Consider the following 22,414-nt stretch of genomic DNA (forward strand, 5'->3'; position numbering starts at 1 on the left):
CGGCTTATGCCGCGCCGAGTTTGTCCGCGAGGGCTTGCGCTTCCTTGAAGTTCAGGTCGCCCGAATAGATGGCGCGGCCGCAGATCACGCCCTCCACGCCATGCTCTTCGACCGCGCACAGGTGGTCGATGTCCTTCAGGTTGGACAGACCGCCGCTGGCGATCACGGGAATGGTGACCGACTGCGCCAGCTTGACGGTGGCATCGATATTGATCCCCTGCAGCATGCCGTCGCGGCCGATGTCGGTGTAGATGATCGCTTCGACGCCGTAGTCCTCGTATTTCTTGGCGAGGTCTGCGACTTCGTGGCCGGTCAGCTTGCTCCAGCCGTCCGTCGCCACCTTGCCGTCCTTGGCATCGAGCCCGACGATGATGTGCCCGCCGAATGCGGTGCAGGCATCCTGCAGGAAGCCCGGGTTCTTGACGGCCGCCGTACCGATGATGACGTACGACAGGCCGTCGTCGAGCCAGCGCTCGATGGTATTGAGGTCGCGGATGCCGCCGCCGAGCTGTACCGGAATCTCGTCACCGACCTCGGCGATGATGGCCTTGATGGCGGCCTCGTTGCGCGGCTTGCCCACGAAGGCGCCGTTCAGATCGACAAGGTGCAGCCGGCGGGCGCCCTGCTCGACCCAATGCCGCGCCATGGCGGCCGGGTCTTCCGAGAACACGGTGGCTTGGTCCATATCGCCTTGCTTGAGGCGCACACACTGACCGTCCTTCAGGTCGATGGCCGGGATGAGCAGCATAGTCGTAACGACAAAGTTGAGGGGGTGGAGGTAAACGGGGTTCGGTTGCAGCAACGACGATAGCGAGGCCGACTCACGGGTTCCAGTGCACGAAATTCCGGTAGATCTGCAGGCCGGCCTGCGCACTTTTTTCCGGGTGAAACTGTGTGGCAAAAATATTATCCCGGGCGATGGCGCAGGTAAACCGCACGCCGTATTCGGTCTCTCCAACCGACTCTTCGGCGTTTTCGGGCTGCGCGTAGTAGCTGTGCACGAAATAGAAATAAGCTTGATCGGGCACACTTTCCCAGAGGGCGTGGGCACGACTCTGGTGCACGCGGTTCCAGCCCATCTGCGGCACCTTGTACCGCGAACCATCCGGCTGCAACTGCCCGTCGAGATCGAACCGGATCACGTCGCCCTTGATCAGGCCGAGACCGGGCGTGTATTGCTCGCCGACGCGCGCTTCGGTGCTGCGCTCGAGCAGCATCTGCTCGCCCACGCACACGCCCAGCATCGGCTTGGTGCGGGAAGCCTCCAGCACGGCGTCGCGCAGTCCGGATTGGTCAAACGCAGCCATGCAGTCGGGCATGGCACCCTGCCCCGGCAGCACCACGCGGTCTGCCGCGCGGATTTCGTCGGCTTGCGCACTGATGCGCACATCCGCCTCGGGAGCCACGGCCATGAGGGCCTGCGCCACGGAGCGCAGATTGCCCATGCCGTAATCGACGATTGCGATCTTAGTCATGACTTCACTCAAGCCCGAAGGACGGGCAACAGGGTTTTCAGCCCATCAACGATAAATTCCACCGCCAGCGCCGCCAGGATCAGGCCCATCAGCCGCGTGCCGACATTGATGCCGGTGCGGCCAATCACGCGCGCGATGGGCTCGGCGGCGCGCAACACGATCCAGACCACGGCCGCGATCGCCGCGCCCACGCCCACCAGGAGAAACAGCTCCCACCAGTGCCGGGTCTTGCCCGCATAGACGATCACGGTGCTGATCGAGCCCGGGCCCGTGAGCAGCGGAATCGCCAGCGGCACGACCGCGATGCTGGCCTTGGCGCCGGCCTCATCTTCTTCTTCGGGGGTGGCCTTGGTGCGGCTCGTCTGCGCATTGAGCATGTTCAGCGCGATCATGAGCATGATGATCCCGCCGCCCACCTGCAGTGAACCGACCGAGAACCCGAAAAAGCTGATGATCTGCTCGCCCAGCAAGGCCGACAGGCCGATCACGATGGCCACGGAAATCGCCGCGACCTGGATCGTGCGCTGCTTTTCTTCGTCGGTCTGGCTCTCCGTCAGGCTGATGAAGAACGGGATCGCGCCGATCGGGTTGATCAGCGCGAGCAGCGAGAAAAAACTCTTGGTGAGATCCATCGGATCGGCGGCCGGTTTTGGAGTCGGGTAGGCGCGGCCAGGCCGACGCAGTGATTTACAGGGCGCCCTTGGTCGACGGAATCGTGCCGGCTGCGCGCGGATCGATCTCGACCGCCATGCGCAGCGCGCGGCCAAAGGCCTTGAAGACAGTCTCGATCTGGTGGTGCGCGTTGACGCCGCGCAGGTTGTCGATATGCAGCGTCACGCCGGCATGGTTGACGAACCCGCGGAAGAATTCGATGGACAGGTCCACGTCAAAATTCCCGACGCGCGCGCGCGTGAACGGCACGTGGAACTCCAGGCCCGGACGGCCGGAGAAATCGATGACCACGCGCGACAGGGCTTCGTCCAGCGGCACGTAGCTGTGGCCGTAGCGCACGATGCCCTTTTTGTCGCCGATGGCCTTGGCGACGGCCTGGCCCAGCGTGATGCCGACGTCTTCCACGGTGTGGTGATCGTCGATATGGGTGTCGCCGGTGGCCGAGATGTCCAGGTCGACCATGCCGTGACGGGCGATCTGGTCGAGCATGTGGTCGAGGAAGGGGACGCCGGTGTTCAGCGTCTGCTTGCCCGTGCCGTCCAAATCAAGGGCGACGCGGATCTGCGTTTCGGAGGTGTTGCGAGTGACCTCGGCACGGCGGCTCATGGGGCTTCCTGCAGCGATGCGGCAAACGCATCGAGAAATTGCGCGTTTTCTTCGGGATTGCTGACCGTCACGCGCAGACAGTTGGCCAGCAACGGGTGCATTTTACTGACGTTTTTGATGAGAATCCGCCGATCGAGCAGCCGATTGAACAGCCCTGCGGCATCCGGTACGCGCAGCAGGATGAAATTGGCCGCGCTCGGGAACACCGTCACGCCTGGCTGCGCAGACAACGCTTCCATCAGGCGGCTGCGCTCGGCGCGCAGGGTCGCTGCCTGGGCATCGAGCACATCGACGTGGTCGAGTACGAACTGGGCTGTGGCCTCGGTCAGCACATTCACGTTATAGGGCGGCCGCACCTTGTCCAGTTCGGCAATCCACTTGGCGTGCCCCGCCACATAGCCGAGGCGGATACCGGCCAGGCCGAGCTTGGACACCGTGCGCATGACCAGCACGTGGTCGAAGTCCGTCAGGCGCGGCATCCAGCTGTGCTGCGCGAACGGCTGGTACGCCTCGTCGACGACGACCAGGCTCTGGCATACCGGACCGCGTGCAGCGCGGATGATGGCGTCCATGTCGGCGGCATCGAACAGGTTGCCGGTCGGGTTGTTCGGATAGGCCAGGTAGATGACCGCGGGCTGGTGCTCGGCCATGGCGGCCAGCATCGCTTCGCGGTCCAGCGTGAGGTCGCCCCTGAGCGGTACGCCGACAAAGTTCAGACCCAGCAGCTGCGCCGACATTGCATACATCACGAACCCCGGCACCGGTGCCAGCACGGTCGCGCCCGGCTTGGCCGCGGCAATGGCGATCAGGCTGATGATCTCGTCCGAACCGTTGCCGAGCAGCACTTCGGCGCCGGCCGGCACGTGCATCACGCGCTTGAGCTGCGCCTTGAGCGCATCGGCCGTGGGCACGGGGTACCGGTTGAGCGCCACGTCTGCGAGGCGCTTGCCGAGCGCTTCGCGCAGCATCGCCGGCAGGTGGTACGGGTTCTCCATTGCGTCCAGCTTGACCATGCCGGTCGCGTCGGGCACGTGATACGCGCCCATGGCGCGAACGTCGTCGCGCACGATGCGGGCGAGCAGATCATCAAGGGTGGGCTGGGCTGGAGCGGTGGCGGTCATGGTGAGGCGTCGGATGTTATTCGGATGCGGCGCGTTGCAAGCGGTATTCGGCGCTGCGGGCATGCGCCTGCAGGCCCTCGCCGTAGGCCAGCTCGGCAGCGATCTCCCCCAGCATCTGCGCACCGGCCTCGCTGACCTCGATCAGGCTCGAGCGCTTGATGAAGTCGTACACGCCCAGCGGCGACGAGAAGCGCGCCGTGCGCGAGGTCGGCAGCACGTGGTTCGGCCCCGCGCAGTAATCCCCCAGCGATTCGCTCGTGTACTTGCCGAGGAACATCGCCCCGGCGTGGCGGATGCGCTCGGCCCACTGGCGCGGGTTCTCGGCGGAGATCTCCAGATGCTCGGGCGCGATGTCGTTGGCGATGTCGCACGCCTCTTCCATGTCGCGCACCTTGATGAGCGCACCACGGCCCGACAGCGACTGGGCAATCACGCTCCGGCGCGGCATGTCTTCGAGCTGGCGGGTGATGCTGGCCTCCACCTGCGCGATGAACTCAGCGCTCGGGCACAGCAGGATCGACTGCGCGAGCTCGTCGTGCTCGGCCTGGGAAAACAGGTCCATCGCCACCCAATCCGGTTCGGTCGTGCCATCGCAGATCACGAGGATTTCCGACGGGCCGGCGATCATGTCGATGCCCACGGTGCCGAACACGCGGCGCTTGGCGGCCGCCACGTACGCGTTGCCAGGGCCGACGATCTTGTCGACGGCGGGGACGGTCTCCGTACCGTAAGCGAGCGCCCCCACGGCCTGCGCGCCGCCGATGGTGAAGACGCGGTCCACGCCAGCGATGCAGGCCGCGGCCAGGACGAGGTCATTGCGCACGCCGCCCGGCGTCGGCACCACCATGATGATTTCCTTGACGCCAGCCACGCGTGCCGGGATCGCGTTCATCAGCACCGACGAGGGATACGCAGCCTTGCCGCCCGGCACGTAGATGCCCACGCGATCCAGCGGCGTGACCTTCTGGCCGAGCACCGTGCCATCGGCTTCGGCATATTCCCAGCTGTGCGTGCCGCACTCGAGCTTCTGCTTCTCGTGGTAGGCGCGCACGCGAGCAGCCGCGGCTTCCAGGGCGGCGCGGCGCTTGGGTTCCAGGCCGTCCAGCGCGGCCTGCAGCACGGTGGGCGACAGTTCCAGCGCCGCCAGGCTCTCGGCTTCGATGCGGTCGAAGCGGCGCGTGGCATCCAGCACGGCGGCGTCGCCGCGCGCCTTCACGTCGGCCAGGATCTGCGCCGCGGCGCGGTCGATGGCTTCGTCTTCGCTCGCCTCGAAGGCGAGTACCTGGCGCAGTTGCGCCGCGAATCCGGCGTCGGCCGAATCCAGCTTACGGATGGTCAGGCTCATGCGGGTTCCCCAACGCGCTCGCCCTGGGCGGAGGCGCGGTCAAAAGCGTCGAGGATCGGCGCCAGCCGCTCGCGCTTCAACTTCAGCGCAGCCTGGTTGACGACGAGCCGGGACGAGATCTGCACGATCTCCTCCACCTCGACGAGGTTGTTCGCGCGCAGCGTGCCGCCCGTGCTGACCAGGTCGACGATGGCGTCGGCCAGGCCCACCAGCGGGCCCAGCTCCATCGAGCCATACAGCTTGATCAGGTCGACGTGCACGCCCTTCTTGGCGAAGTGCTCGCGCGCGGTATTCAGATACTTCGTCGCCACGGCCAGGCGCGCCCCCTGGCGCACCGCATTGGCGTAATCGAAGCCCTTGGGCACCGCCACCGACATGCGGCAGCGGGCGATGTTCAGATCGATGGGCGCATACAGGCCCGCCATCCCGTGCTCCATCAGCACGTCGCGGCCGGCCACGCCGAAATCTGCGGCACCGTACTGGACATACGTCGGCACGTCGGAGGCCCGCACGATGATCACGCGCAGCGCCGGGTCCGACGTCGGCAGGATCAGCTTGCGCGAGGTTTCCGGGTCTTCGGTCACCTCGATGCCGGCCGCCTTCAGCAGCGGCAGCGTCTCTTCAAAGATGCGCCCCTTGGAGAGCGCCAGCGTGAGCTGGTTGGAAGCGGACTGGAATGCGTTCATGGCGGGCTTAACCCTGGATACGGCGGATCTTGGCGCCAACGGCGGAGAGCTTGTCTTCGATGCGGTCGTAGCCACGATCGAGGTGATAGATGCGATCGACCAGCGTCTCGCCCTGCGCCACCAGGCCGGCAATCACCAGGCTCGCGGAGGCACGCAGGTCGGTCGCCATGACGGTCGCGCCCGACAGTTGCTCGACGCCGGTCACCACCGCCGTCTTGCCCTCGATGACGATGTTGGCGCCCAGGCGGTTGAGCTCCTGCACGTGCATGAAGCGGTTCTCGAAGATGGTCTCCGTCACCGTCGCCGAACCTTCGGCAATGGCGTTGAGCATCATGAACTGCGCCTGCATGTCGGTCGGAAACGCCGGGTACTCGGACGTGCGGAAGCTCACGGCCTTCGGGCGGCCGGTCATCTGCACGCGGATCCAGTCCTCCCCGGTGGTGAGCGTCACGCCCGCCTCGCGCAGCTTGTCGAGCACCGCATCGAGGATGCCTGGCGGCACGTCGCGCAGCGTCACGTCACCGCCGGCGGCGGCCACGGCGCACAGGAAGGTGCCGGCCTCGATGCGGTCGGCGATCACGGTGTGCTGCGCACCGCGCAGCGCTTCGACACCTTGAATCACCAGGCGATCGGTGCCGATGCCCCCGATGCGCGCACCCATCTTCACCAGCAGGTTGGCAAGGTCGGTCACCTCGGGCTCGCGTGCGGCATTTTCCAGCACGGTTTCGCCATCGGCCAGTGCGGCGGCCATCAGTAGGTTTTCAGTGCCCGTGACCGTCACCATGTCGGTGACGATGCGCGCGCCGCGCAGGCGCTTGGCGCCGTTGGCCAGCTTGGCTTCGATGTAGCCGTGCTCGATGACGATCTCGGCCCCCATCTGCTGCAGGCCCTTGATGTGCTGATCGACCGGACGCGCCCCGATGCCGCAGCCGCCCGGCAGCGACACACGTGCGTGGCCGAAGCGGGCCAGGAGCGGCCCCAGCACCAGGATCGAGGCGCGCATGGTCTTCACGAGATCGTACGGGGCTTCCGGCGTGTGGATGGTGCCCGCGTCGAGCGTCACGTCGTGGCCGTTCTGCGTGCCTTCGACGCCCATCTGCCGGAGCAGCTTGAGCATCGTGCGCACGTCCTGCAGGTTGGGCACGTTGTGCAGCACCAGCGGCTCGGGCGTCAGCAGCGCAGCACACATGATGGGCAGCGCAGCGTTCTTGGCGCCGGAGACACGGATTTCGCCCGACAGCGGGCCATTGCCTTCGATCAGCAGTTTGTCCATGAGCGAGACGTCTCGTCGTGCGGGGCGCTCTGCGAGCGCGGAATCGGGAACAGCAGCGGAAACAGCAGCGGAATCGGGATCAGCGACAACAGCCGTGGGATCGAGCTCGGCCATCAGGATTTCCACTCCGCCGGCGTCAGCGTCTTCATGGACAACGCATGGATTTCCGCACGCATGCGGTCGCCCAGCGCCGCGTACACGAGCTGATGGCGCTGGATCAGACGCTTGCCTTCAAACTGCGCGCTGACAATGGTGGCAAAGAAATGCTGCCCGTCGCCCTCGACTTCGAGGTGCTCGCACGGCAGGCCGGTTTGGATGTACTGCTTGACTTGTTCGGGTGTGGGCAACATGGCCGTCCCTTCTCCTGCAAAACGTTAGGGTGAGCGTCGTTCGTTTTGTTATCGACGCGTCAATGGCGCAGCTTGTAGCCCGTGCGCAGCATGTGCAGGGCAATCCCCCCCACCACGACCAGCGCGATCAGCATCACGCCGAGGCTCGTCGCCACCGGCACGTCGGACACGCCGAAGAAGCCGTAGCGGAAGCCGTCGATCATGTAGAAGAACGGGTTGGCGTGGGACACCGCCTGCCAGAACGGCGGCAGCGAATGAATCGAGTAGAACACGCCCGCCAGGAAGGTGGCCGGCACGATCAGAAAGTTCTGGAATGCCGCGAGCTGGTCGAACTTCTCGGCCCAGATGCCGGCAATCAGTCCGAGCGTGCCGAGCACCGCCGCGCCCAGCACGGCAAACACGATGATCCACAGCGGTTGCGCGAAGTGCAGGTGCGCAAACCACGTCGTCACCAGCAACACGCCCGCGCCCACGGCCAGGCCGCGGATGACGGACGCACACACGTACGCGCCGAACATCTCCCAGTGCGAGAGCGGCGGCAGCATGATGAACACGAGATTGCCGGTGATCTTCGACTGGATGAGCGACGACGAGCTGTTCGCAAACGCGTTCTGCAGCACGCTCATCATCACCAGGCCCGGCACCAGGAAGGCGGTGTAGCTCAGCTGGTCGAACACCTTGACCCGGTCTTCCAGCACGTGGCCGAAGATCAGCAGATACAGCAGCGCGGTCAGCACCGGCGCGGCCACGGTCTGGAAGCTCACCTTCCAGAAGCGCAGCACCTCCTTGTACAGCAGCGTGCGGAAGCCGACCCAGCGGCCCGGCAGGCTTTCGGGGATGGCGTTCATGCGGCGGGCTCCAGCGCGGTTTCGGGCGTTTGCGGCACGGCAGGGATACCACCCTCGCGGCGCATGATCTGTACAAACACGTCTTCGAGGTCGGCCTTGGCGATTTCCATGTCGTCGATCTCGCAGCCTGCCTGACGGCAGGTGGAGAGGATCTGCTCGACCTCGCCGTAGCCCGACAGGCGCAAGCGCACGCCGCGCTCGCCATGGTTGCCGGGCAGGCGCAGGCCTTCGAGCGAAGCCGGCAGCGCACCGCGCGAGAAGCTGAGCACCAGTTGCAGACCGGCAAATTGCGACAGCAGATTGGCCGTGCGATCGAGCGCCACCACCTCGCCAAACTTGAGCATGGCAATGCGGTCGCACAGGGACTCGGCCTCTTCGAGATAGTGCGTAGTCAGCACGACCGTGTGGCCTTCCCGGTTCAGGCGCGAGATGAACTTCCACAGCGTCTGGCGCAGTTCGACGTCCACGCCGGCGGTGGGCTCGTCCAGCACGATGACAGGCGGACGGTGCACCAATGCCTGCGCCACCAGCACACGGCGCTTCATGCCGCCCGAAAGCGCACGCATGTTGGCGTCGGCCTTGCTGGTGAGGTCCAGGTTGGCCATGACCTCGTCGATCCAGTCGTCGTTCTTGGTCAGGCCGAAATAGCCCGACTGCAGGCGCAGCGTCTCGCGCACCGTGAAGAACGGGTCGAACACCAGTTCCTGCGGTACCACACCGAGCTTGCGGCGCGCCGTGCGGTAGTCGGAGACGACGTCGTGACCGAGCACCCGCACGCTTCCGGAGTCCGCGCGATTCAGCCCGGCGAGGATGGAGATCAGCGTGGTCTTGCCCGCGCCGTTGGGGCCAAGCAGGCCGAAAAACTCGCCCTGCTCGACAGACAGGCTCACGCCCTTGAGCGCTTGCAACGACTTGTAGCGCTTGCGGACGTCAGCGATTTCGATGGCTTTCATGGCCGACAAAGTGAACTACCCTGCGCATATCCGGCTCGCAGGTCGACGTGGCGACCGCGGCCCGGGTGCCACACGCGGCGGCGGCAGAGCGACAAACCCAGAATTATAGGGGAACTGCACCAAGAGACTGCGGCGCGGCAAACGGCGCCGGCCGGATGCCCGGAACGCACGCGGCGCCCGGCGCGGAGCGCGGCATCGCGATGTCGGGTGGCGGGAATGACCCCGCGCCTCGCACCGGACGCCGCCTCAATGTCGTACGTGAGGGTGGGTTGCGGCTGCCGGCGCCATCGCCAGCAGGGATTCGACGCCGTAGAGCGTCGCAAGATTGGAAAGCGCTTCCGGCGCGCCTGCGATATCGAGCGCGATGCCGTGCGCCCGGGCCGTCCGCTGCCAGGACAGCAGGACCGCCACGGCGGAGGAGTCGACCTGCGACAGCCCCGCGCAGTCGATACGCAGGGCTGCCATGCCGGCCTCGCGCGCCCGGCCGAGCTGCGCCTCGCCCTCGCGCAGAACGCGCGGCGCTTCGCGATGGGTCAGCGGGCCGGACAAGGTCAACATGGTCGAAGTCAGAAAAAGAAACAGCGGCCAGACTTGACCGCTGCGTCGATTCTACCGGAAGGCCGCTTACTTCGCCGGGCGCTTTTCGAGCTGCGCGTTGCGCTCGTTCAGGAAGCTGACCAGCCCGGCAACGCCGCCGCGCTTGCTGATGACGTCGGCAAACTGGTTCTTGTACGTCTCCGACAGCCACAGGCCGCTGATGTTGATGTCGTAGACCTTCCAGCCATTGGCGGTCTTCTCGAGGCGATAGTCCAGGGCGACCGGCTCGCCGTTGTTGTTCACGGTCGAACGGACCACCACGTCGGTGTCGTCGGCCGCGGCGCGGAACGGCTTGTACGTGACCGTCTGGTTCTTCACGTTCGATAGCGCGCCCGCGTAGGTGCGGATCAGCAGGGTCTTGAAGCCCTCCTGAATCTGCTGCTGCTCCGGCGTCGCCTGGTTCCAGAAGCGGCCCATGGCGATCTGCGTCGTGCGCTTGAAGTCGGCACGCGGCACGATCTTGTCGTCCACGAGTTGGAAGACCTTGGCCATGTTGCCGCTGCGCAGCTCCGGGTCATTCTTGATGGTGGTCAGCACGTCGTCCACGGCGGCTTTGACGGTGGCCTGGGCGTCCGCTTCCTGGGCATGGACAGGTGCGGCAGCCACTGCTGCCGTCAGCGTGAGGCCGGCAAACACGGAGCGGAGAACTTTCTTCAACATAGTCGCGTCCTTCTGATGTGATCTTGGTTTCGCCTGCAGCGTCGTCGCTGCGCTTGTGCTGGCCGTTAGAACAGGCGGCCTCCAGCCGAGTTCGCGCTGCACCGGCGGGTTTTACGGCTTGTCACCATTGAGGCGACATTGTTACGAAGGCCGCCGTCAGCGGCGGAAAATCGGCCAATTGGGGGTGAGGCGCCGCGACGGCGATACCGTCCCGCTGCCGCCCCCCTGCGCGTCGCCATCGGCCTTCGCGCCCTCGCCGTCTTCAGGCAGATTGCCGTCGTAGATCAGGTAACGCCGGCGCTGCAGATACGCATCGCGCATGAAGGTGTACTTATCCACGGCGGCGTCCTCGAGCACGTTGCTGGCGCCCAGCAGGCTGGCGCGCACGTCGACCACCCGCAGCGCGGCCAGCGAATACGTCACCGTGCCGTCGAAGTAAGTGAGGGGATCCAGTTGCCAGTCGACCAGGAACCCCGCCGTATCCCGCACGGTGCTCGGGCCCAGCAGTGGCCACACGATGTACGGACCGGCCGGCACGCCCCACACGCCAAGCGTCTGGCCGAAGTCTTCCTTGTGTTTGGGCAGGCCGGCGTCCGAGGCGATGTCGATCAGGCCGCCCAGGCCGAACACGGTGTTGATGGCCACGCGCATGGTGTCTTCCAGCGCAGCCGTGCCCTTGAACTGCAGCAGGTTGTTGACGGCCGAGTAGACGTCGCCCGCGTTCGAGAAGAAATTCGACACGGCCGTACGCGCCGGGGACGGCACCACGTCAACGTACGTTTGCGCGACCGGCTTCAGTACGCCCTTGTCGAAGTCTTCGTTGATGCGGAAGACCTCGCGGTTGAACGGCTCGATCGGGTCGGCCGGATTGGCGTTCGGGCCGGTGGCACAGCCCGCCAGCAAGGCGGTGCCGGCCGCCACGGCCAGCGCAAGACTGCGCAGCGTGCGGATGGATGTTGTTGTTTTCATGGTTTATTGACTCCCAGTGCCCCCGGCGGGCTTGGTGCCGCCTGCCCCTGCATCGGCCGCCTTGCTGTAGAGGAACTGGCTGATGAGGTTCTCGAGCACCACGGCCGACTGCGTCATGGTGATCTTGTTGCCATTGGCGAGCATCGCCGAGTCGCCACCGGGCTCGATCCCGATGTACTGCTCGCCGAGCAGCCCCGAGGTCAGAATCTTGGCCGAGCTGTCCTTCGGAAACTGGTAGCGCTGGTCCATGTCGAGCACGGCGACAGCCTGGTAGCTCTTGTCGTCGAACAGGATCTGCGACACGCGGCCGACCACCACACCCGCGCTCTTGACCGGGGCCCGCACCTTCAGGCCGCCGATGTTGTCGAACGATGCTTTCACCTGATAAGTCTTGGCAAACGAGAACGCGCTCATGTTGCCGGCCTTGAGCGCCAGGAACAGCAGCGCCACGATGCCTACCAGCACAAACAGTCCGACCCAGAAATCGAGGAGGCTCTTACGCATGATCTTTTTCTCTTTGAACGGCCGCCATGTGGCGGCGGCTTAGCTGAACATCAGCGCCGTCAGCACGAAGTCCAGCGCCAGCACGGCCAGCGACGCGATCACCACCGTCCGCGTGGTCGCACGCGACACGCCCTCGGGCGTCGCCTTGGCCTCGTAGCCCTGGAACAGCGCGATGAAGGTCACGGCCACGCCGAACACCACACTCTTGATGACGCCGTTGAGCACGTCGTCCACCACATCCACGCCGGCCTGCATCTGCGACCAGAACGCGCCGGCATCCACGCCGATCAGGCCCACGCCGACAAAGTATCCACCCAGAATGCCGACCGCGCTGAAGATCGCAGCCAGCAGCGGCATGGCAATGAACCCGGCCCAGAAACGCGGCGCCAGCACACGGGCCAGCGGGTCCACGGCCATCATTTCCATGGCGATCAGCTGCTCGCCGGCTTTCATGAGGCCGATTTCGGCCGTGAGCGACGTACCGGCCCGGCCGGCAAACAGCAGCGCCGTCACCACGGGGCCCAGTTCGCGCACCAGCGACAGCGCCACCAGTAAGCCCAGGGCCTGCTCGGAGCCATAGCGATTCAGCGTGTAATAGCCCTGCAATCCCAGCACGAAGCCGACGAAGAGGCCCGATACCGCAATGATGATGAACGAATCGTTGCCGATGAAGCGCAGTTGCTCGATCACCAGGCGCGGGCGGCGCAGCACGTCGCCGGATGCGGCGAACATGGCCAGCAGCATGCGGGCGCCGTAGCCGAGACGACTGATCAGCGTGCGGACGAGAAAGCCGATGGTCGAGATCATCGCCCACCTCCGTTCGCCGCATCCTGGCCGAGGCCGAAATCGTCAGCCAGCGGCACCCCCGGGTAGTGGAACGGCACCGGGCCGTCGGCCTGGCCGTGCACGAACTGGCGCACGAACGGGTCCGTCGAGGCGGTCAGCTCGGCCGGCGTGCCCTCGGCGGCAATGCCGCCGTTGGCGATGAAGTAGACGTAGTCCGCAATATGGAACGTTTCCTGCACATCGTGCGAGACGATGATGCTCGTTGCGCCCAGGGCGTCGTTCAGCTTGCGGATGAGCGAGGCGGTCAGGCCCAGCGAGATCGGATCAAGCCCGGCGAACGGCTCGTCGTAGAGGATGATCGACGGGTCCAGCGCGATCGCGCGGGCCAGCGCCACGCGCCGGGCCATGCCGCCGGAAATCTGGGCGGGCATGAGGTCGCGCGCGCCGCGCAGGCCGACGGCGTTGAGCTTCATCAGCACGAGATCGCGGATGAGGGGCTCGGGCAGCTTGGTGTGTTCGCGCAGCGGAAATGCCACATTGTCGAACACGGACATATCGGTAAACAGCGCCCCGAACTGGAACAGCATGCCCATCTGGCGGCGCACGGCGTACAGCGCAGGCTTGTCCAATGCGCCGATGTCCTGGCCGAGCACGCGCACGGTGCCCGCCGCTGCGCCGACCTGCCCGCCGATCAATCGCAGGATCGTGGTCTTGCCGCAACCTGAGCCGCCCATGACAGCCACCACGCTGCCCTTGGGCACGCGCATGCACAGGCCGGACAGGATGCGCCGCTCGCCTGGCTGGTAGGCGAAATCGACCTGATCGAGTTCGACAACGGCGTTGGGAGTCTGGCTGGACACGGATATTGTCGGCTGAGGGCTCGGCGGATTGGCGGCTTTGGCTCGCCGCATCTTGTTCTCTTGGTGCCGCGCTGGCTTGCGACGCGGCCCGCCATTATAGGTGGAAACCCGCGTAGCCCGTCAGTCACGCCATGCTTACCGACAGTTTGTGTGGCTTGCGTGCCGCGCTCGCTGCGCTGGCCTTGCAGGTGGCTGAGGGTGCACTGTCGGCGCAGGCCGATTCCCTTGCGTTCATTCGCCGCTGTCGAGTCGCAGATCGGCGTGCCGGATCACCGCCTGCCAGTGGGCGGCGTCGCTGCGCACGGTCTGGGTAAAAGTGTCCGGCCCGTCCCATTCCGGCTCGAAGCCGCCAGCGCGCAGTGTCGCGCCCACGTCTACCGAACGGACCGCGCGGCGCAGTTCGGCCGCGGCCCGCACGGCAAGCAGCCGCGGCGTGCGCGCCGGCATGAAGGCGCCGATCCATGCACTGCGGTCGAACCCCGCCAAGCCGCCCTCGCGCAACGTCGGGACGGCGGGCGCAAACCGCGACCGCACGCCGCCCGTCACGCCCACCAGCCGCAGTTGCCCACTGGCGGCGGCCGCCGCCACGCTCGGATAGCACGCAAAGCAGGCCGCCATCCGCCCTGCGAGGACTTGCTGGACGAGCCCCGCCTCGCCGCGGACGGCCACATGCGGCGCGTGAAAGGCGTAGTCCCGGACAAACTGCTCGGCAACGAGGTGGGACCACGTGCCAAGCACGTCCGACCCGCAATTGACGGTGACGGTTTCAGCACGCGCCCGTGCCAGGAGATCGGTGATGGTGTGGATCGGCAACCGCGCGTCGACCGCCAGGAACAACGGCAGCGCCGCCACCATCGCCACGGGCTGGAAGTCGCGCAGCGGATCATAGGACGCCGCTTCAAGCGCAGGCTGGGCGACAAACGTCGTCTGCTGAAGCAGCAGGGTGTGGCCGTCCGACGGGGCACGGGCCACCGCCTCGCCGGCCGCCATGCCATTGGCGGCGGGCCGGTCTTCCACACCGACGGGGCGGCCGACCTGCTGCTGCAACTGCGCGGCCAACGCCCGCGCCAGCGCATCAAACGCGCTGCCCTCGGCTGACGGCACCACGAAACGCAGCGACTGAGACGGATAGCCCTGCAGCAACGCATGGGCGGGCAACGCCAGCGACGCCGACAGCGCAGCGAGCGACGCCACGACGCACCGCCGCCGCGCATCGGGCGCTTCGGAAACAGTGACGGACGCATGGCGGGCGCGCATTCGCATCGAAGAAGACGGGGCCGGGGAAATTGCATTCTAGAAATCGGCGCGTCCGCCCTGCACCCATGTAAACCATGTCGATGTAAACCATGAAGCCGCCGACCGCCAAAGAAAAAGGCCCGCCAAGGCGAGCCTTGGGGGCTTGGGGTCAGCCGGTCGAACCGCGTGGTCAGCGCGGCAGTTCCGAGTGCCCCATGAGGAACGCGTCCACCGAGCGCGCAGCCTGCCGGCCTTCGCGGATGGCCCACACGACCAGCGACTGGCCACGGCGCACGTCACCGGCGGCAAACACCTTCGGCACGTTGGTCGCGTAGGCGTTGTCGCCTTCGGTGGAGGCGCGTGCGTTGTTGCGCGCATCCTTGGTCACGCCGAAGGCGTCCAGCACGCCGCCGACCGGGTTGGTAAAGCCCATCGCCAGCAGCACGAGGTCGGCCTTGAGCGTAAACTCGCTGCCTTCGATCTCGCTCATCTTGCCGTCCTTCCATTCGAGGCGGACTGCCTTGAGGGCCGTCACGCGGCCGTTCTCGCCGATGAGCTCCTTGGTGGCGACCGACCAGTCGCGCTCGCAACCCTCGTCGTGCGACGACGACGTGCGCAGCTTGATCGGCCAGTACGGCCACACCAGCGGCTTGTTCTCTTCTTCGGGCGGGCGCGGCAGCAGCTCGAACTGCGTGACCGACGCGGCGCCATGGCGGTTGGACGTGCCCACGCAGTCCGAACCCGTATCGCCGCCGCCGATCACGATGACGTGCTTGCCATCCGCGCGGATCGGGTTCGGCGCGTCGCCGGCCACCTCCTTGTTCTGCGGGATCAGGAATTCCAGGGCGTAGTGCACGCCATCCAGATCACGGCCCGGCACCGGCAGATCGCGCGGCACTTCCGAACCGCCCGTCAGCACGACGGCGTCGAACTGCTTGAGGATGTCGTCGGCGGAGATCATCTCGCGCGCGTCGTTGCAGATGCCTGCCGGAACCGTCTTGTCGCCGACGATGACGCCGGTGCGGAACGTCACGCCCTCGGCTTCCATCTGCTGCATGCGGCGGTCGATGTGCGCCTTCTCCAGCTTGAAGTCGGGGATGCCGTAGCGCAGCAGGCCGCCGATGCGGTCGTTCTTTTCGAACACCGTCACGTCATGGCCGGCGCGCGCCAGTTGCTGCGCAGCGGCCAGGCCGGCGGGGCCCGAGCCGACCACGGCGACGGTCTTGCCGGTCTTGTGCTTCGGCACCTGCGGCGCCACCCAGCCCTCTTCCCAGGCCTTGTCGATGATGGCGTGCTCGATCGACTTGATGCCGACCGGCAGCTCGTTGATGCCCAGCGTGCAGGCCGCCTCGCACGGTGCCGGGCAGATGCGGCCCGTGAACTCGGGGAAGTTGTTGGTCGAGTGCAGCACCTCGATCGCCGTCTTCCAGTCCTGGCGGTACACCAGGTCGTTGAAGTCCGGGATGATGTTGTTGACCGGGCAGCCGTTGTTGCAGAACGGGATGCCGCAGTCCATGCAGCGCGCGCCCTGGATCTTGGCTTCGTTGTCCGCCAGTGCGAACACGAACTCCTTGTAATGCTTCACGCGCGCTTCGGGCGCTTCGTATGCCTCGTTCTGGCGGGGAAATTCGAGAAAACCGGTCGCCTTGCCCATGGTGTCCTTCCTGACCCGATGCACGCGTGCATCGGATCGTCGTATCAGTTGCGTTGTATTCGGTGGCGGCGGACGGCGGATCACCGAAGATCCGTCATCCGCCTGGTCGCTGGATCAGGCTCAAGCCGCGATTTGCTCGCGACCGGCTTCCTGTTCGCGTTCGTACATCTCGGCCAGCGCGCGCTTGTACTCGGTCGGGAAGACCTTGACGAAGCGGCGGCGTGCGTTGGTCCAGTCGGCCAGCAGTTCCTTGGCGCGCTCGGAGCCGGTGTAGCGGAAGTGCTTTTCCACCAGCGCCTTGAGGAGCTGCTCGTCGAGCACGCGCTCGCCACCGACCTTGTGCCAGGTCGCAGGCGTGTGCGCCTTCTCCTGGTCTGCCGCCGACAGTACGGATTCCAGCGCGACCTGCGCCGTGTTGCAGCGCTTGTCGAACAGGCCGTCCTCGTCATAGACGTAGGCCACGCCACCGGACATGCCCGCCGCAAAGTTGCGGCCGGTCGCGCCCAGCACGACGACAGTGCCGCCGGTCATGTACTCGCAGCCGTGATCGCCCGTGCCCTCCACCACCGTGGTGGCGCCGGAGTTGCGCACGGCGAAGCGTTCGCCGGCCACGCCGTTGAAGAAGGCTTCGCCGGCCAGCGCGCCGTACAGCACCGTGTTGCCGACGATGATGTTCGACGTCGGCTCACCGCGGAATTCGTGCGGCGGGCGCACGATCACACGACCGCCCGACAGGCCCTTGCCGACGTAGTCGTTGGCGTCGCCCACAAGGTCCAGCGTGATGCCGTGGGCCAGGAAGGCGCCAAACGACTGGCCCGCCGTCCCCTGCATCTGGATGTGGATCGAATCGTCCGGCAGGCCTTCATGGCCGTAGCGCTTGGCCACCTCGCCCGACAGCATCGCGCCCACGGTGCGGTTGACGTTGCGCACCGGCTGGATGAACGACACACGTTCGCCCTTCTCCAGCGCAGCCTTGGCCTTCTCGATGAGCTGGTGATCCAGCGCACGATCGAGACCGTGGTCCTGCACGTCAACCTGGTAGCACGGCTCGCCTTCCTTCTTCGCCGGCTGATAGAAGATGCGCGTGAAGTCCAGGCCGCGCGCTTTCCAATGTTCGATGCCGGCCTTCGTGTCGAGCAGGTCGGCGCGGCCGATCAGCTCGTTGAAGGTGCGGATGCCCAGCTGCGCCATGATCTCGCGCACTTCTTCAGCAACGAAGAAGAAGTAGTTCACCACGTGCTCGGGCTTGCCCGAGAACTTCTTGCGCAGCACCGGATCCTGCGTCGCCACGCCCACCGGGCACGTGTTCAGGTGGCACTTGCGCATCATGATGCAGCCCTCGACCACCAGCGGCGCGGTCGCGAAGCCGAATTCATCCGCGCCCAGCAGCGCGCCGATCACGACGTCGCGGCCGGTCTTCATCTGGCCGTCCGCCTGCACGCGGATGCGGTTGCGCAGGCCGTTGAGCATCAGCGTCTGCTGCGTCTCGGCCAGGCCCAGTTCCCACGGCGTGCCGGCGTGCTTGATCGACGACCACGGCGAAGCGCCCGTGCCGCCGTCATGGCCGGCGATCACCACGTGGTCGGCCTTGGCCTTGGCGACACCTGCGGCCACCGTGCCCACGCCGACTTCCGAAACGAGCTTGACCGACACGTCCGCGCGCGGGTTCACGTTCTTCAGGTCGTGGATCAACTGCGCCAGGTCTTCGATGGAGTAGATGTCGTGGTGCGGCGGGGGCGAGATCAGGCCCACGCCCGGCACCGAGTAACGCAGCTTGCCGATGTAGTCCGTCACCTTGTGGCCGGGCAACTGACCACCCTCGCCGGGCTTGGCACCTTGGGCCATCTTGATCTGGATCTGATCGGCAGACGCCAGGTACTCGGCCGTCACGCCAAAGCGGCCCGAGGCCACCTGCTTGATCTTCGAGCGCAGCGAATCGCCTTCCTGCAGTTCGAGATCGCGCTCGACCACTTCGCGGCCGATCACGTCCGACAGCTTGGTGCCCTGCTTGATCGGGATGCCGCGCAGCTCGTTGCGGTAACGGCGCTCGTCTTCACCGCCCTCGCCCGTGTTCGACTTGCCGCCGATGCGGTTCATCGCCACGGCCAGCGTGGTATGCGCCTCGGTCGAGATCGAGCCGAGCGACATCGCGCCGGTGGCAAAGCGCTTGACGATCTCCTTGGCCGGCTCGACTTCTTCCAGCGGAATCGCGCGCGCCGGGTCCACCTTGAACTCGAACAGGCCGCGCAGCGTCATGTGGCGCTTGCTCTGGTCGTTGATGAGGTTCGCGTATTCCTTGTACGTCTGGTACGAATTCGCGCGGGTGGCGTGCTGCAGCTTGGCGATCGAATCCGGCGTCCACATGTGCTCTTCGCCGCGGATGCGGAAGGCGTATTCGCCGCCGGCGTCGAGCATGTTGGCCAGGACCGGCGCATCGCCAAAGGCGTCATGGTGCAGGCGCAGCGCTTCTTCGGCCACTTCGAAGATGCCGATGCCGCCCACGTTGGATGCCGTGCCGTGGAAGTACTTGTCCACCAGCTCGCGCGACAGGCCGATCGCCTCGAAGATCTGTGCACCGGTGTACGACATGTACGTCGAGATGCCCATCTTGGACATCACCTTCTGCAGGCCCTTGCCGATCGCCTTGATGAAGTTGTAGATCGCTTTGTCGGCGGTCAGGCCCAGGCCCGGGGCGAGCTCGGCCAGCGTTTCCATCGCGAGGTACGGATGCACGGCTTCGGCGCCGTAGCCGGCCAACAGCGCAAAGTGATGCACTTCGCGGGCCGAACCCGTCTCGACCACCAGACCGGTGCTCGTGCGCAGGCCCTTCTCCACCAGGTGATGGTGGATGGCCGACGTGGCGAGCAACGCCGGAATCGCGACCTGCTTTTCGTCCACGCCGCGGTCCGACACGATCAGAATGTTGTAGCCCGACTTGACCGCATCGACGGCTTCGGCGCACAGCGAGGCCAGGCGTGCTTCGATGCCTTCCTTGCCCCACGCGACCGGGTAGCAGATGTCCAGCTCGTAAGCCATGAACTTGCCGCCGGTGTAGTGCTCGATGTTGCGGATCTTCGCCATGTCCTTGAAGTCCAGCACGGGCTGGCTCACTTCAAGACGCATCGGCGGGTTGATGTTGTTCAGCTCGAGCAGGTTCGGCTTCGGCCCGATGAACGAGACGAGCGACATCACCACGTTTTCGCGGATGGGGTCGATCGGCGGGTTCGTGACCTGCGCGAACAGTTGCTTGAAGTAGTTGTAGAGCGTCTTGTTCTTGGAGGACAGCACGGCCAGCGGGCTGTCGTTGCCCATGGAGCCGGCGGCTTCTTCACCGTTGGCGGCCATCGGGGCCATCAGGAACTTGACGTCTTCCTGCGTGTAGGCGAAGGCCTGCTGGCGATCCAGCAGCTTGGCGGCCGGCTTGGTTTCGGCGGCCACGTCTTCCGGCTTGGCTTCCAGCTCGTCGAGCTTGATGCGCACGGCATCGATCCAGCTCTTGTACGGCTTGGCATTGGCCAGGTTGTCCTTGAGCTCTTTGTCGTCGATGATGCGGCCCTGCTCCATGTCGATCAGGAACATCTTGCCCGGCTGCAGGCGCCACTTCTTGACGATGCGGGACTCGGGAATCGGCAGCACGCCGGCTTCGGACGCCATCACGACCATGTCGTCGTCGGTGACGTAATAGCGCGCCGGACGCAAGCCGTTACGGTCGAGCGTTGCACCGATCTGGCGGCCGTCGGTAAAGCAGATGGCGGCGGGGCCGTCCCACGGCTCCATCATTGCAGCGTGGTATTCGTAGAAGGCGCGACGGTTGTCGTCCATCAGCGTGTGCTGTTCCCACGCTTCCGGAATCATCATCATCATCGCCTGGGCCAGCGGATAGCCGGCCATCGTCAGCAGCTCGAGACAGTTGTCGAACGATGCCGTGTCGGATTGGCCCGGATAGATCAGCGGCCACAGCTTCGGCAGATCATCGCCCAGCACCGGCGACGAGATGCCGCCCGTACGCGCGTTGATCCAGTTGACGTTGCCCTTGACGGTGTTGATTTCGCCGTTGTGCGCGACCATGCGGTACGGGTGCGCCAGTTCCCATGCAGGGAACGTGTTGGTCGAGAAACGCTGGTGCACCAGCGCCAGCGCCGACACCGTGCGCGGGTCTGCCAGGTCCTGGTAGTAGCGGCCGACCTGTTCGCACAGAAGCAGGCCCTTGTAGACGATCGTGCGCGCCGACATCGACGGCACGAAGTATTCCTTGCCGTGCTTGAGCTTGAGCGCCTGGATGGCGTGGCTGGCGGTCTTGCGAATTACGTACAGCTTCCGCTCCAGCGCATCGGTGGTCATGATGTCGCGGCCGCGCCCGATGAAGATCTGGCGGATCACCGGCTCGGTCTTCTGCACCGTGGGCGACATCGGCATGGTCTTGTCGACCGGCACGTCGCGCCAACCCAGCACGACCTGGCCTTCCAGACGCACGGTGCGCTCAAGTTCCTGTTCGCAGGCGAGGCGCGAGGCATGTTCCTTCGGCAGGAAGATCATGCCGACGCCGTATTCGCCGGCCGGCGGCAGGTTGATGCCCTGCTTGGCCATCTCTTCGCGGAAGAACTGATCGGGAATCTGCAGCAGGATGCCTGCCCCGTCGCCCATCAGGGGGTCGGCACCGACAGCGCCCCGGTGGTCGAGGTTGTGCAGGATGCGCAGCCCTTGCTGGACGATCTCGTGGCTTTTCTTGCCCTTGATGTGCGCGACGAAGCCGACGCCGCAAGCGTCGTGTTCATTGGTCGGGTCGTACAGACCCTGGGCCGACGGCGCCGAAGGCGCGATGGGGAAGGAGTGTTGTTCCACGGCGTTCTTCCGATGTTATCGGTGCAGCTCGCCGTAGGCGGCCCTCTCGATGGTGCGGATGCGGGCAGAACAGCCAATGGCGCGCCGCACCATGAATGCGGGGTGAAACGAATATAAAAGAGCGGTCCGTAACACGCAAAAGGTTTTAAATGGGGTCGGATTAAATTAATAAATGCACACATGCGGTGCAGTCAAAAAAATGGGGACAGATCAAATTCGTGCACACGACTGTGCGCCCCATGCCCCGCGCCTATCGCGCCGACGTCGTGTCTTCCGCCTCCGGCTCGGCGGCCTGTCGGGGCGGTCTCCCCTTGGGCAGCGGCGCGACACGGCGCCCTCCGGTGCGCGCCAACGTAGCGAGAAAAGCATCGCTGCCGAGCGGCCAGCCGCTGTGCACGTGTTGACGGATCTTCGCGATCTGATCCGAACCCAGCCCCTCGTGCCACAGGGTCCGATAGCGCGACTGGCGCTCGAACGGTGTATTCCCAAGCCGCCAGTAGCAGTAGTGATCGCTCACCCACGGAATCGATTGAATGCCGACATGGTGTCGATACGTGCTCCACCGGTCTTCTTCCGGTGTGGCAACGAACCCGCCGCGTACGGCGTTCGATTCCACATACAACAGCATGGGCAGCACCCATTCGGCCGGATCCAGCACGGTGGACCGGAAACGCCCCTCCCATAAAGTGCCGCTGCGCTGGGCCGCTGCATTGAAGTAGCGGGTATAGCGCCGCCCCACCGCCTGCAGCGTGCGCGACAGACTCTCTGCCACCTTGGGCGTTCCGACCAGGTGCACGTGATTCGGCATCAGCGCGAAGGCGTGGATTGCGAAATCGTGCTCGCGGGCGGCCATGCGAAGCGTGTCGAGGTAGAAGGCGTAGTCGTCGTCGCCGCGAAAGACGAGCTGGCGGTTGTTGCCGCGTTGCAACACGTGTACGGGCACATCGACCGGACTGAGACGAGGCAGGCGGGCCATG

General features: G+C 65.7%; 21 protein-coding genes. All 21 read right to left on the bottom strand.

What is annotated here, in order from left to right; translation table 11 throughout:
* Positions 1–4: 4 nt before the first annotated feature.
* The 21 genes from hisA to TK49_RS00470 all read right to left on the bottom strand — a co-directional run bounded on the left by hisA (position 5) and on the right by TK49_RS00470 (position 22,413).
* A complete protein-coding gene (gene hisA / locus TK49_RS00370) occupies positions 5–748 on the bottom strand; it encodes a 1-(5-phosphoribosyl)-5-[(5-phosphoribosylamino)methylideneamino]imidazole-4-carboxamide isomerase (protein ID WP_045784993.1) in 744 nt (247 codons plus the stop codon).
* A gap of 73 nt (positions 749–821) precedes the next feature.
* On the bottom strand, positions 822–1,475 hold the full coding sequence (gene hisH, locus TK49_RS00375) for an imidazole glycerol phosphate synthase subunit HisH (RefSeq protein WP_045784994.1): 654 nt from the start codon (positions 1,473–1,475) through the stop codon (positions 822–824).
* Between the two features lie 8 nt (positions 1,476–1,483).
* Entirely contained in the window at positions 1,484–2,107 is a 624-nt protein-coding gene (locus TK49_RS00380) for a MarC family protein (protein WP_045784995.1), read from the bottom strand.
* 55 nt (positions 2,108–2,162) lie between these two features.
* Positions 2,163–2,753: an imidazoleglycerol-phosphate dehydratase HisB gene (hisB, locus tag TK49_RS00385; protein ID WP_045784996.1), complete on the bottom strand. Its 591-nt coding sequence runs from the start codon at positions 2,751–2,753 to the stop codon at positions 2,163–2,165.
* Positions 2,750–3,874: a histidinol-phosphate transaminase gene (gene hisC, locus TK49_RS00390; protein ID WP_045784997.1), complete on the bottom strand. Its 1,125-nt coding sequence runs from the start codon at positions 3,872–3,874 to the stop codon at positions 2,750–2,752. Before hisC ends, hisB begins: the two co-directional genes overlap by 4 nt.
* Before the next feature lie 16 nt (positions 3,875–3,890).
* The gene (gene hisD, locus TK49_RS00395; protein ID WP_045784998.1) at positions 3,891–5,219 is read right to left on the bottom strand and encodes a histidinol dehydrogenase; all 1,329 of its coding nucleotides are present in this window, start codon (positions 5,217–5,219) and stop codon (positions 3,891–3,893) included.
* Positions 5,216–5,905, bottom strand: a complete 690-nt coding sequence (hisG, locus tag TK49_RS00400; RefSeq protein WP_045784999.1) for an ATP phosphoribosyltransferase — start codon at positions 5,903–5,905, stop codon at positions 5,216–5,218. Before hisG ends, hisD begins: the two co-directional genes overlap by 4 nt.
* Positions 5,906–5,912: 7 nt before the next feature.
* Positions 5,913–7,178 (bottom strand): UDP-N-acetylglucosamine 1-carboxyvinyltransferase, encoded by a 1,266-nt coding sequence (gene murA, locus TK49_RS00405; RefSeq protein WP_045785000.1) that lies wholly within the window; start codon positions 7,176–7,178, stop codon positions 5,913–5,915.
* A 113-nt stretch (positions 7,179–7,291) separates the two neighbouring features.
* Positions 7,292–7,528 (bottom strand): BolA family protein, encoded by a 237-nt coding sequence (locus TK49_RS00410; RefSeq protein ID WP_045785001.1) that lies wholly within the window; start codon positions 7,526–7,528, stop codon positions 7,292–7,294.
* A 59-nt stretch (positions 7,529–7,587) separates the two neighbouring features.
* Positions 7,588–8,376 carry an ABC transporter permease gene (locus tag TK49_RS00415; protein ID WP_045785002.1) on the bottom strand — a complete coding sequence of 263 codons (789 nt, stop codon included), beginning with the start codon at positions 8,374–8,376 and terminating at the stop codon, positions 7,588–7,590.
* A complete protein-coding gene (locus tag TK49_RS00420) occupies positions 8,373–9,329 on the bottom strand; it encodes an ABC transporter ATP-binding protein (RefSeq protein ID WP_045785003.1) in 957 nt (318 codons plus the stop codon). Before TK49_RS00420 ends, TK49_RS00415 begins: the two co-directional genes overlap by 4 nt.
* Positions 9,330–9,575: 246 nt before the next feature.
* Entirely contained in the window at positions 9,576–9,887 is a 312-nt protein-coding gene (locus tag TK49_RS00425; RefSeq protein ID WP_045785004.1) for an STAS domain-containing protein, read from the bottom strand.
* Between the two features lie 66 nt (positions 9,888–9,953).
* Entirely contained in the window at positions 9,954–10,586 is a 633-nt protein-coding gene (locus TK49_RS00430) for an MlaC/ttg2D family ABC transporter substrate-binding protein (protein ID WP_045785005.1), read from the bottom strand.
* A 156-nt stretch (positions 10,587–10,742) separates the two neighbouring features.
* A complete protein-coding gene (locus TK49_RS00435) occupies positions 10,743–11,555 on the bottom strand; it encodes an MlaA family lipoprotein (RefSeq protein WP_045785006.1) in 813 nt (270 codons plus the stop codon).
* 3 nt (positions 11,556–11,558) lie between these two features.
* The gene (gene mlaD / locus TK49_RS00440) at positions 11,559–12,059 is read right to left on the bottom strand and encodes an outer membrane lipid asymmetry maintenance protein MlaD (RefSeq protein WP_045785007.1); all 501 of its coding nucleotides are present in this window, start codon (positions 12,057–12,059) and stop codon (positions 11,559–11,561) included.
* Positions 12,060–12,098: 39 nt separating this feature from the next.
* Complete coding sequence (mlaE, locus tag TK49_RS00445) at positions 12,099–12,866, bottom strand: lipid asymmetry maintenance ABC transporter permease subunit MlaE (protein ID WP_045785008.1); 768 nt, start codon at positions 12,864–12,866, stop codon at positions 12,099–12,101.
* Entirely contained in the window at positions 12,863–13,705 is an 843-nt protein-coding gene (locus tag TK49_RS00450; protein WP_045785009.1) for an ABC transporter ATP-binding protein, read from the bottom strand. The genes mlaE and TK49_RS00450 overlap by 4 nt, the downstream gene beginning before the upstream one ends.
* A 231-nt stretch (positions 13,706–13,936) precedes the next feature.
* Positions 13,937–14,968, bottom strand: a complete 1,032-nt coding sequence (locus TK49_RS00455) for a tripartite tricarboxylate transporter substrate binding protein (protein ID WP_045785010.1) — start codon at positions 14,966–14,968, stop codon at positions 13,937–13,939.
* A 163-nt stretch (positions 14,969–15,131) separates the two neighbouring features.
* Positions 15,132–16,595 (bottom strand): glutamate synthase subunit beta, encoded by a 1,464-nt coding sequence (locus tag TK49_RS00460; RefSeq protein ID WP_045785011.1) that lies wholly within the window; start codon positions 16,593–16,595, stop codon positions 15,132–15,134.
* Between the two features lie 120 nt (positions 16,596–16,715).
* Complete coding sequence (locus TK49_RS00465) at positions 16,716–21,437, bottom strand: glutamate synthase-related protein (RefSeq protein WP_045785012.1); 4,722 nt, start codon at positions 21,435–21,437, stop codon at positions 16,716–16,718.
* A gap of 250 nt (positions 21,438–21,687) precedes the next feature.
* A complete protein-coding gene (locus TK49_RS00470; RefSeq protein ID WP_045785013.1) occupies positions 21,688–22,413 on the bottom strand; it encodes a transposase in 726 nt (241 codons plus the stop codon).
* Position 22,414 lies beyond the last annotated feature (1 nt).

The organism is Ralstonia mannitolilytica (assembly GCF_000954135.1).
Lineage (GTDB): Bacteria > Pseudomonadota > Gammaproteobacteria > Burkholderiales > Burkholderiaceae > Ralstonia > Ralstonia mannitolilytica.

Bases quoted from the DNA above. Each gene is read 5' to 3' on its own strand.
- hisA (WP_045784993.1), bottom strand. From the start codon at position 748: ATGCTGCTCATCCCGGCCATCGACCTGAAGGACGGTCAGTGTGTGCGC.
- hisH (WP_045784994.1), bottom strand. From the start codon at position 1,475: ATGACTAAGATCGCAATCGTCGATTACGGCATGGGCAATCTGCGCTCC.
- TK49_RS00380 (WP_045784995.1), bottom strand. From the start codon at position 2,107: ATGGATCTCACCAAGAGTTTTTTCTCGCTGCTCGCGCTGATCAACCCG.
- hisB (WP_045784996.1), bottom strand. From the start codon at position 2,753: ATGAGCCGCCGTGCCGAGGTCACTCGCAACACCTCCGAAACGCAGATC.
- hisC (WP_045784997.1), bottom strand. From the start codon at position 3,874: ATGACCGCCACCGCTCCAGCCCAGCCCACCCTTGATGATCTGCTCGCC.
- hisD (WP_045784998.1), bottom strand. From the start codon at position 5,219: ATGAGCCTGACCATCCGTAAGCTGGATTCGGCCGACGCCGGATTCGCG.
- hisG (WP_045784999.1), bottom strand. From the start codon at position 5,905: ATGAACGCATTCCAGTCCGCTTCCAACCAGCTCACGCTGGCGCTCTCC.
- murA (WP_045785000.1), bottom strand. From the start codon at position 7,178: ATGGACAAACTGCTGATCGAAGGCAATGGCCCGCTGTCGGGCGAAATC.
- TK49_RS00410 (WP_045785001.1), bottom strand. From the start codon at position 7,528: ATGTTGCCCACACCCGAACAAGTCAAGCAGTACATCCAAACCGGCCTG.
- TK49_RS00415 (WP_045785002.1), bottom strand. From the start codon at position 8,376: ATGAACGCCATCCCCGAAAGCCTGCCGGGCCGCTGGGTCGGCTTCCGC.
- TK49_RS00420 (WP_045785003.1), bottom strand. From the start codon at position 9,329: ATGAAAGCCATCGAAATCGCTGACGTCCGCAAGCGCTACAAGTCGTTG.
- TK49_RS00425 (WP_045785004.1), bottom strand. From the start codon at position 9,887: ATGTTGACCTTGTCCGGCCCGCTGACCCATCGCGAAGCGCCGCGCGTT.
- TK49_RS00430 (WP_045785005.1), bottom strand. From the start codon at position 10,586: ATGTTGAAGAAAGTTCTCCGCTCCGTGTTTGCCGGCCTCACGCTGACG.
- TK49_RS00435 (WP_045785006.1), bottom strand. From the start codon at position 11,555: ATGAAAACAACAACATCCATCCGCACGCTGCGCAGTCTTGCGCTGGCC.
- mlaD (WP_045785007.1), bottom strand. From the start codon at position 12,059: ATGCGTAAGAGCCTCCTCGATTTCTGGGTCGGACTGTTTGTGCTGGTA.
- mlaE (WP_045785008.1), bottom strand. From the start codon at position 12,866: ATGATCTCGACCATCGGCTTTCTCGTCCGCACGCTGATCAGTCGTCTC.
- TK49_RS00455 (WP_045785010.1), bottom strand. From the start codon at position 14,968: ATGCGAATGCGCGCCCGCCATGCGTCCGTCACTGTTTCCGAAGCGCCC.
- TK49_RS00460 (WP_045785011.1), bottom strand. From the start codon at position 16,595: ATGGGCAAGGCGACCGGTTTTCTCGAATTTCCCCGCCAGAACGAGGCA.
- TK49_RS00470 (WP_045785013.1), bottom strand. From the start codon at position 22,413: ATGGCCCGCCTGCCTCGTCTCAGTCCGGTCGATGTGCCCGTACACGTG.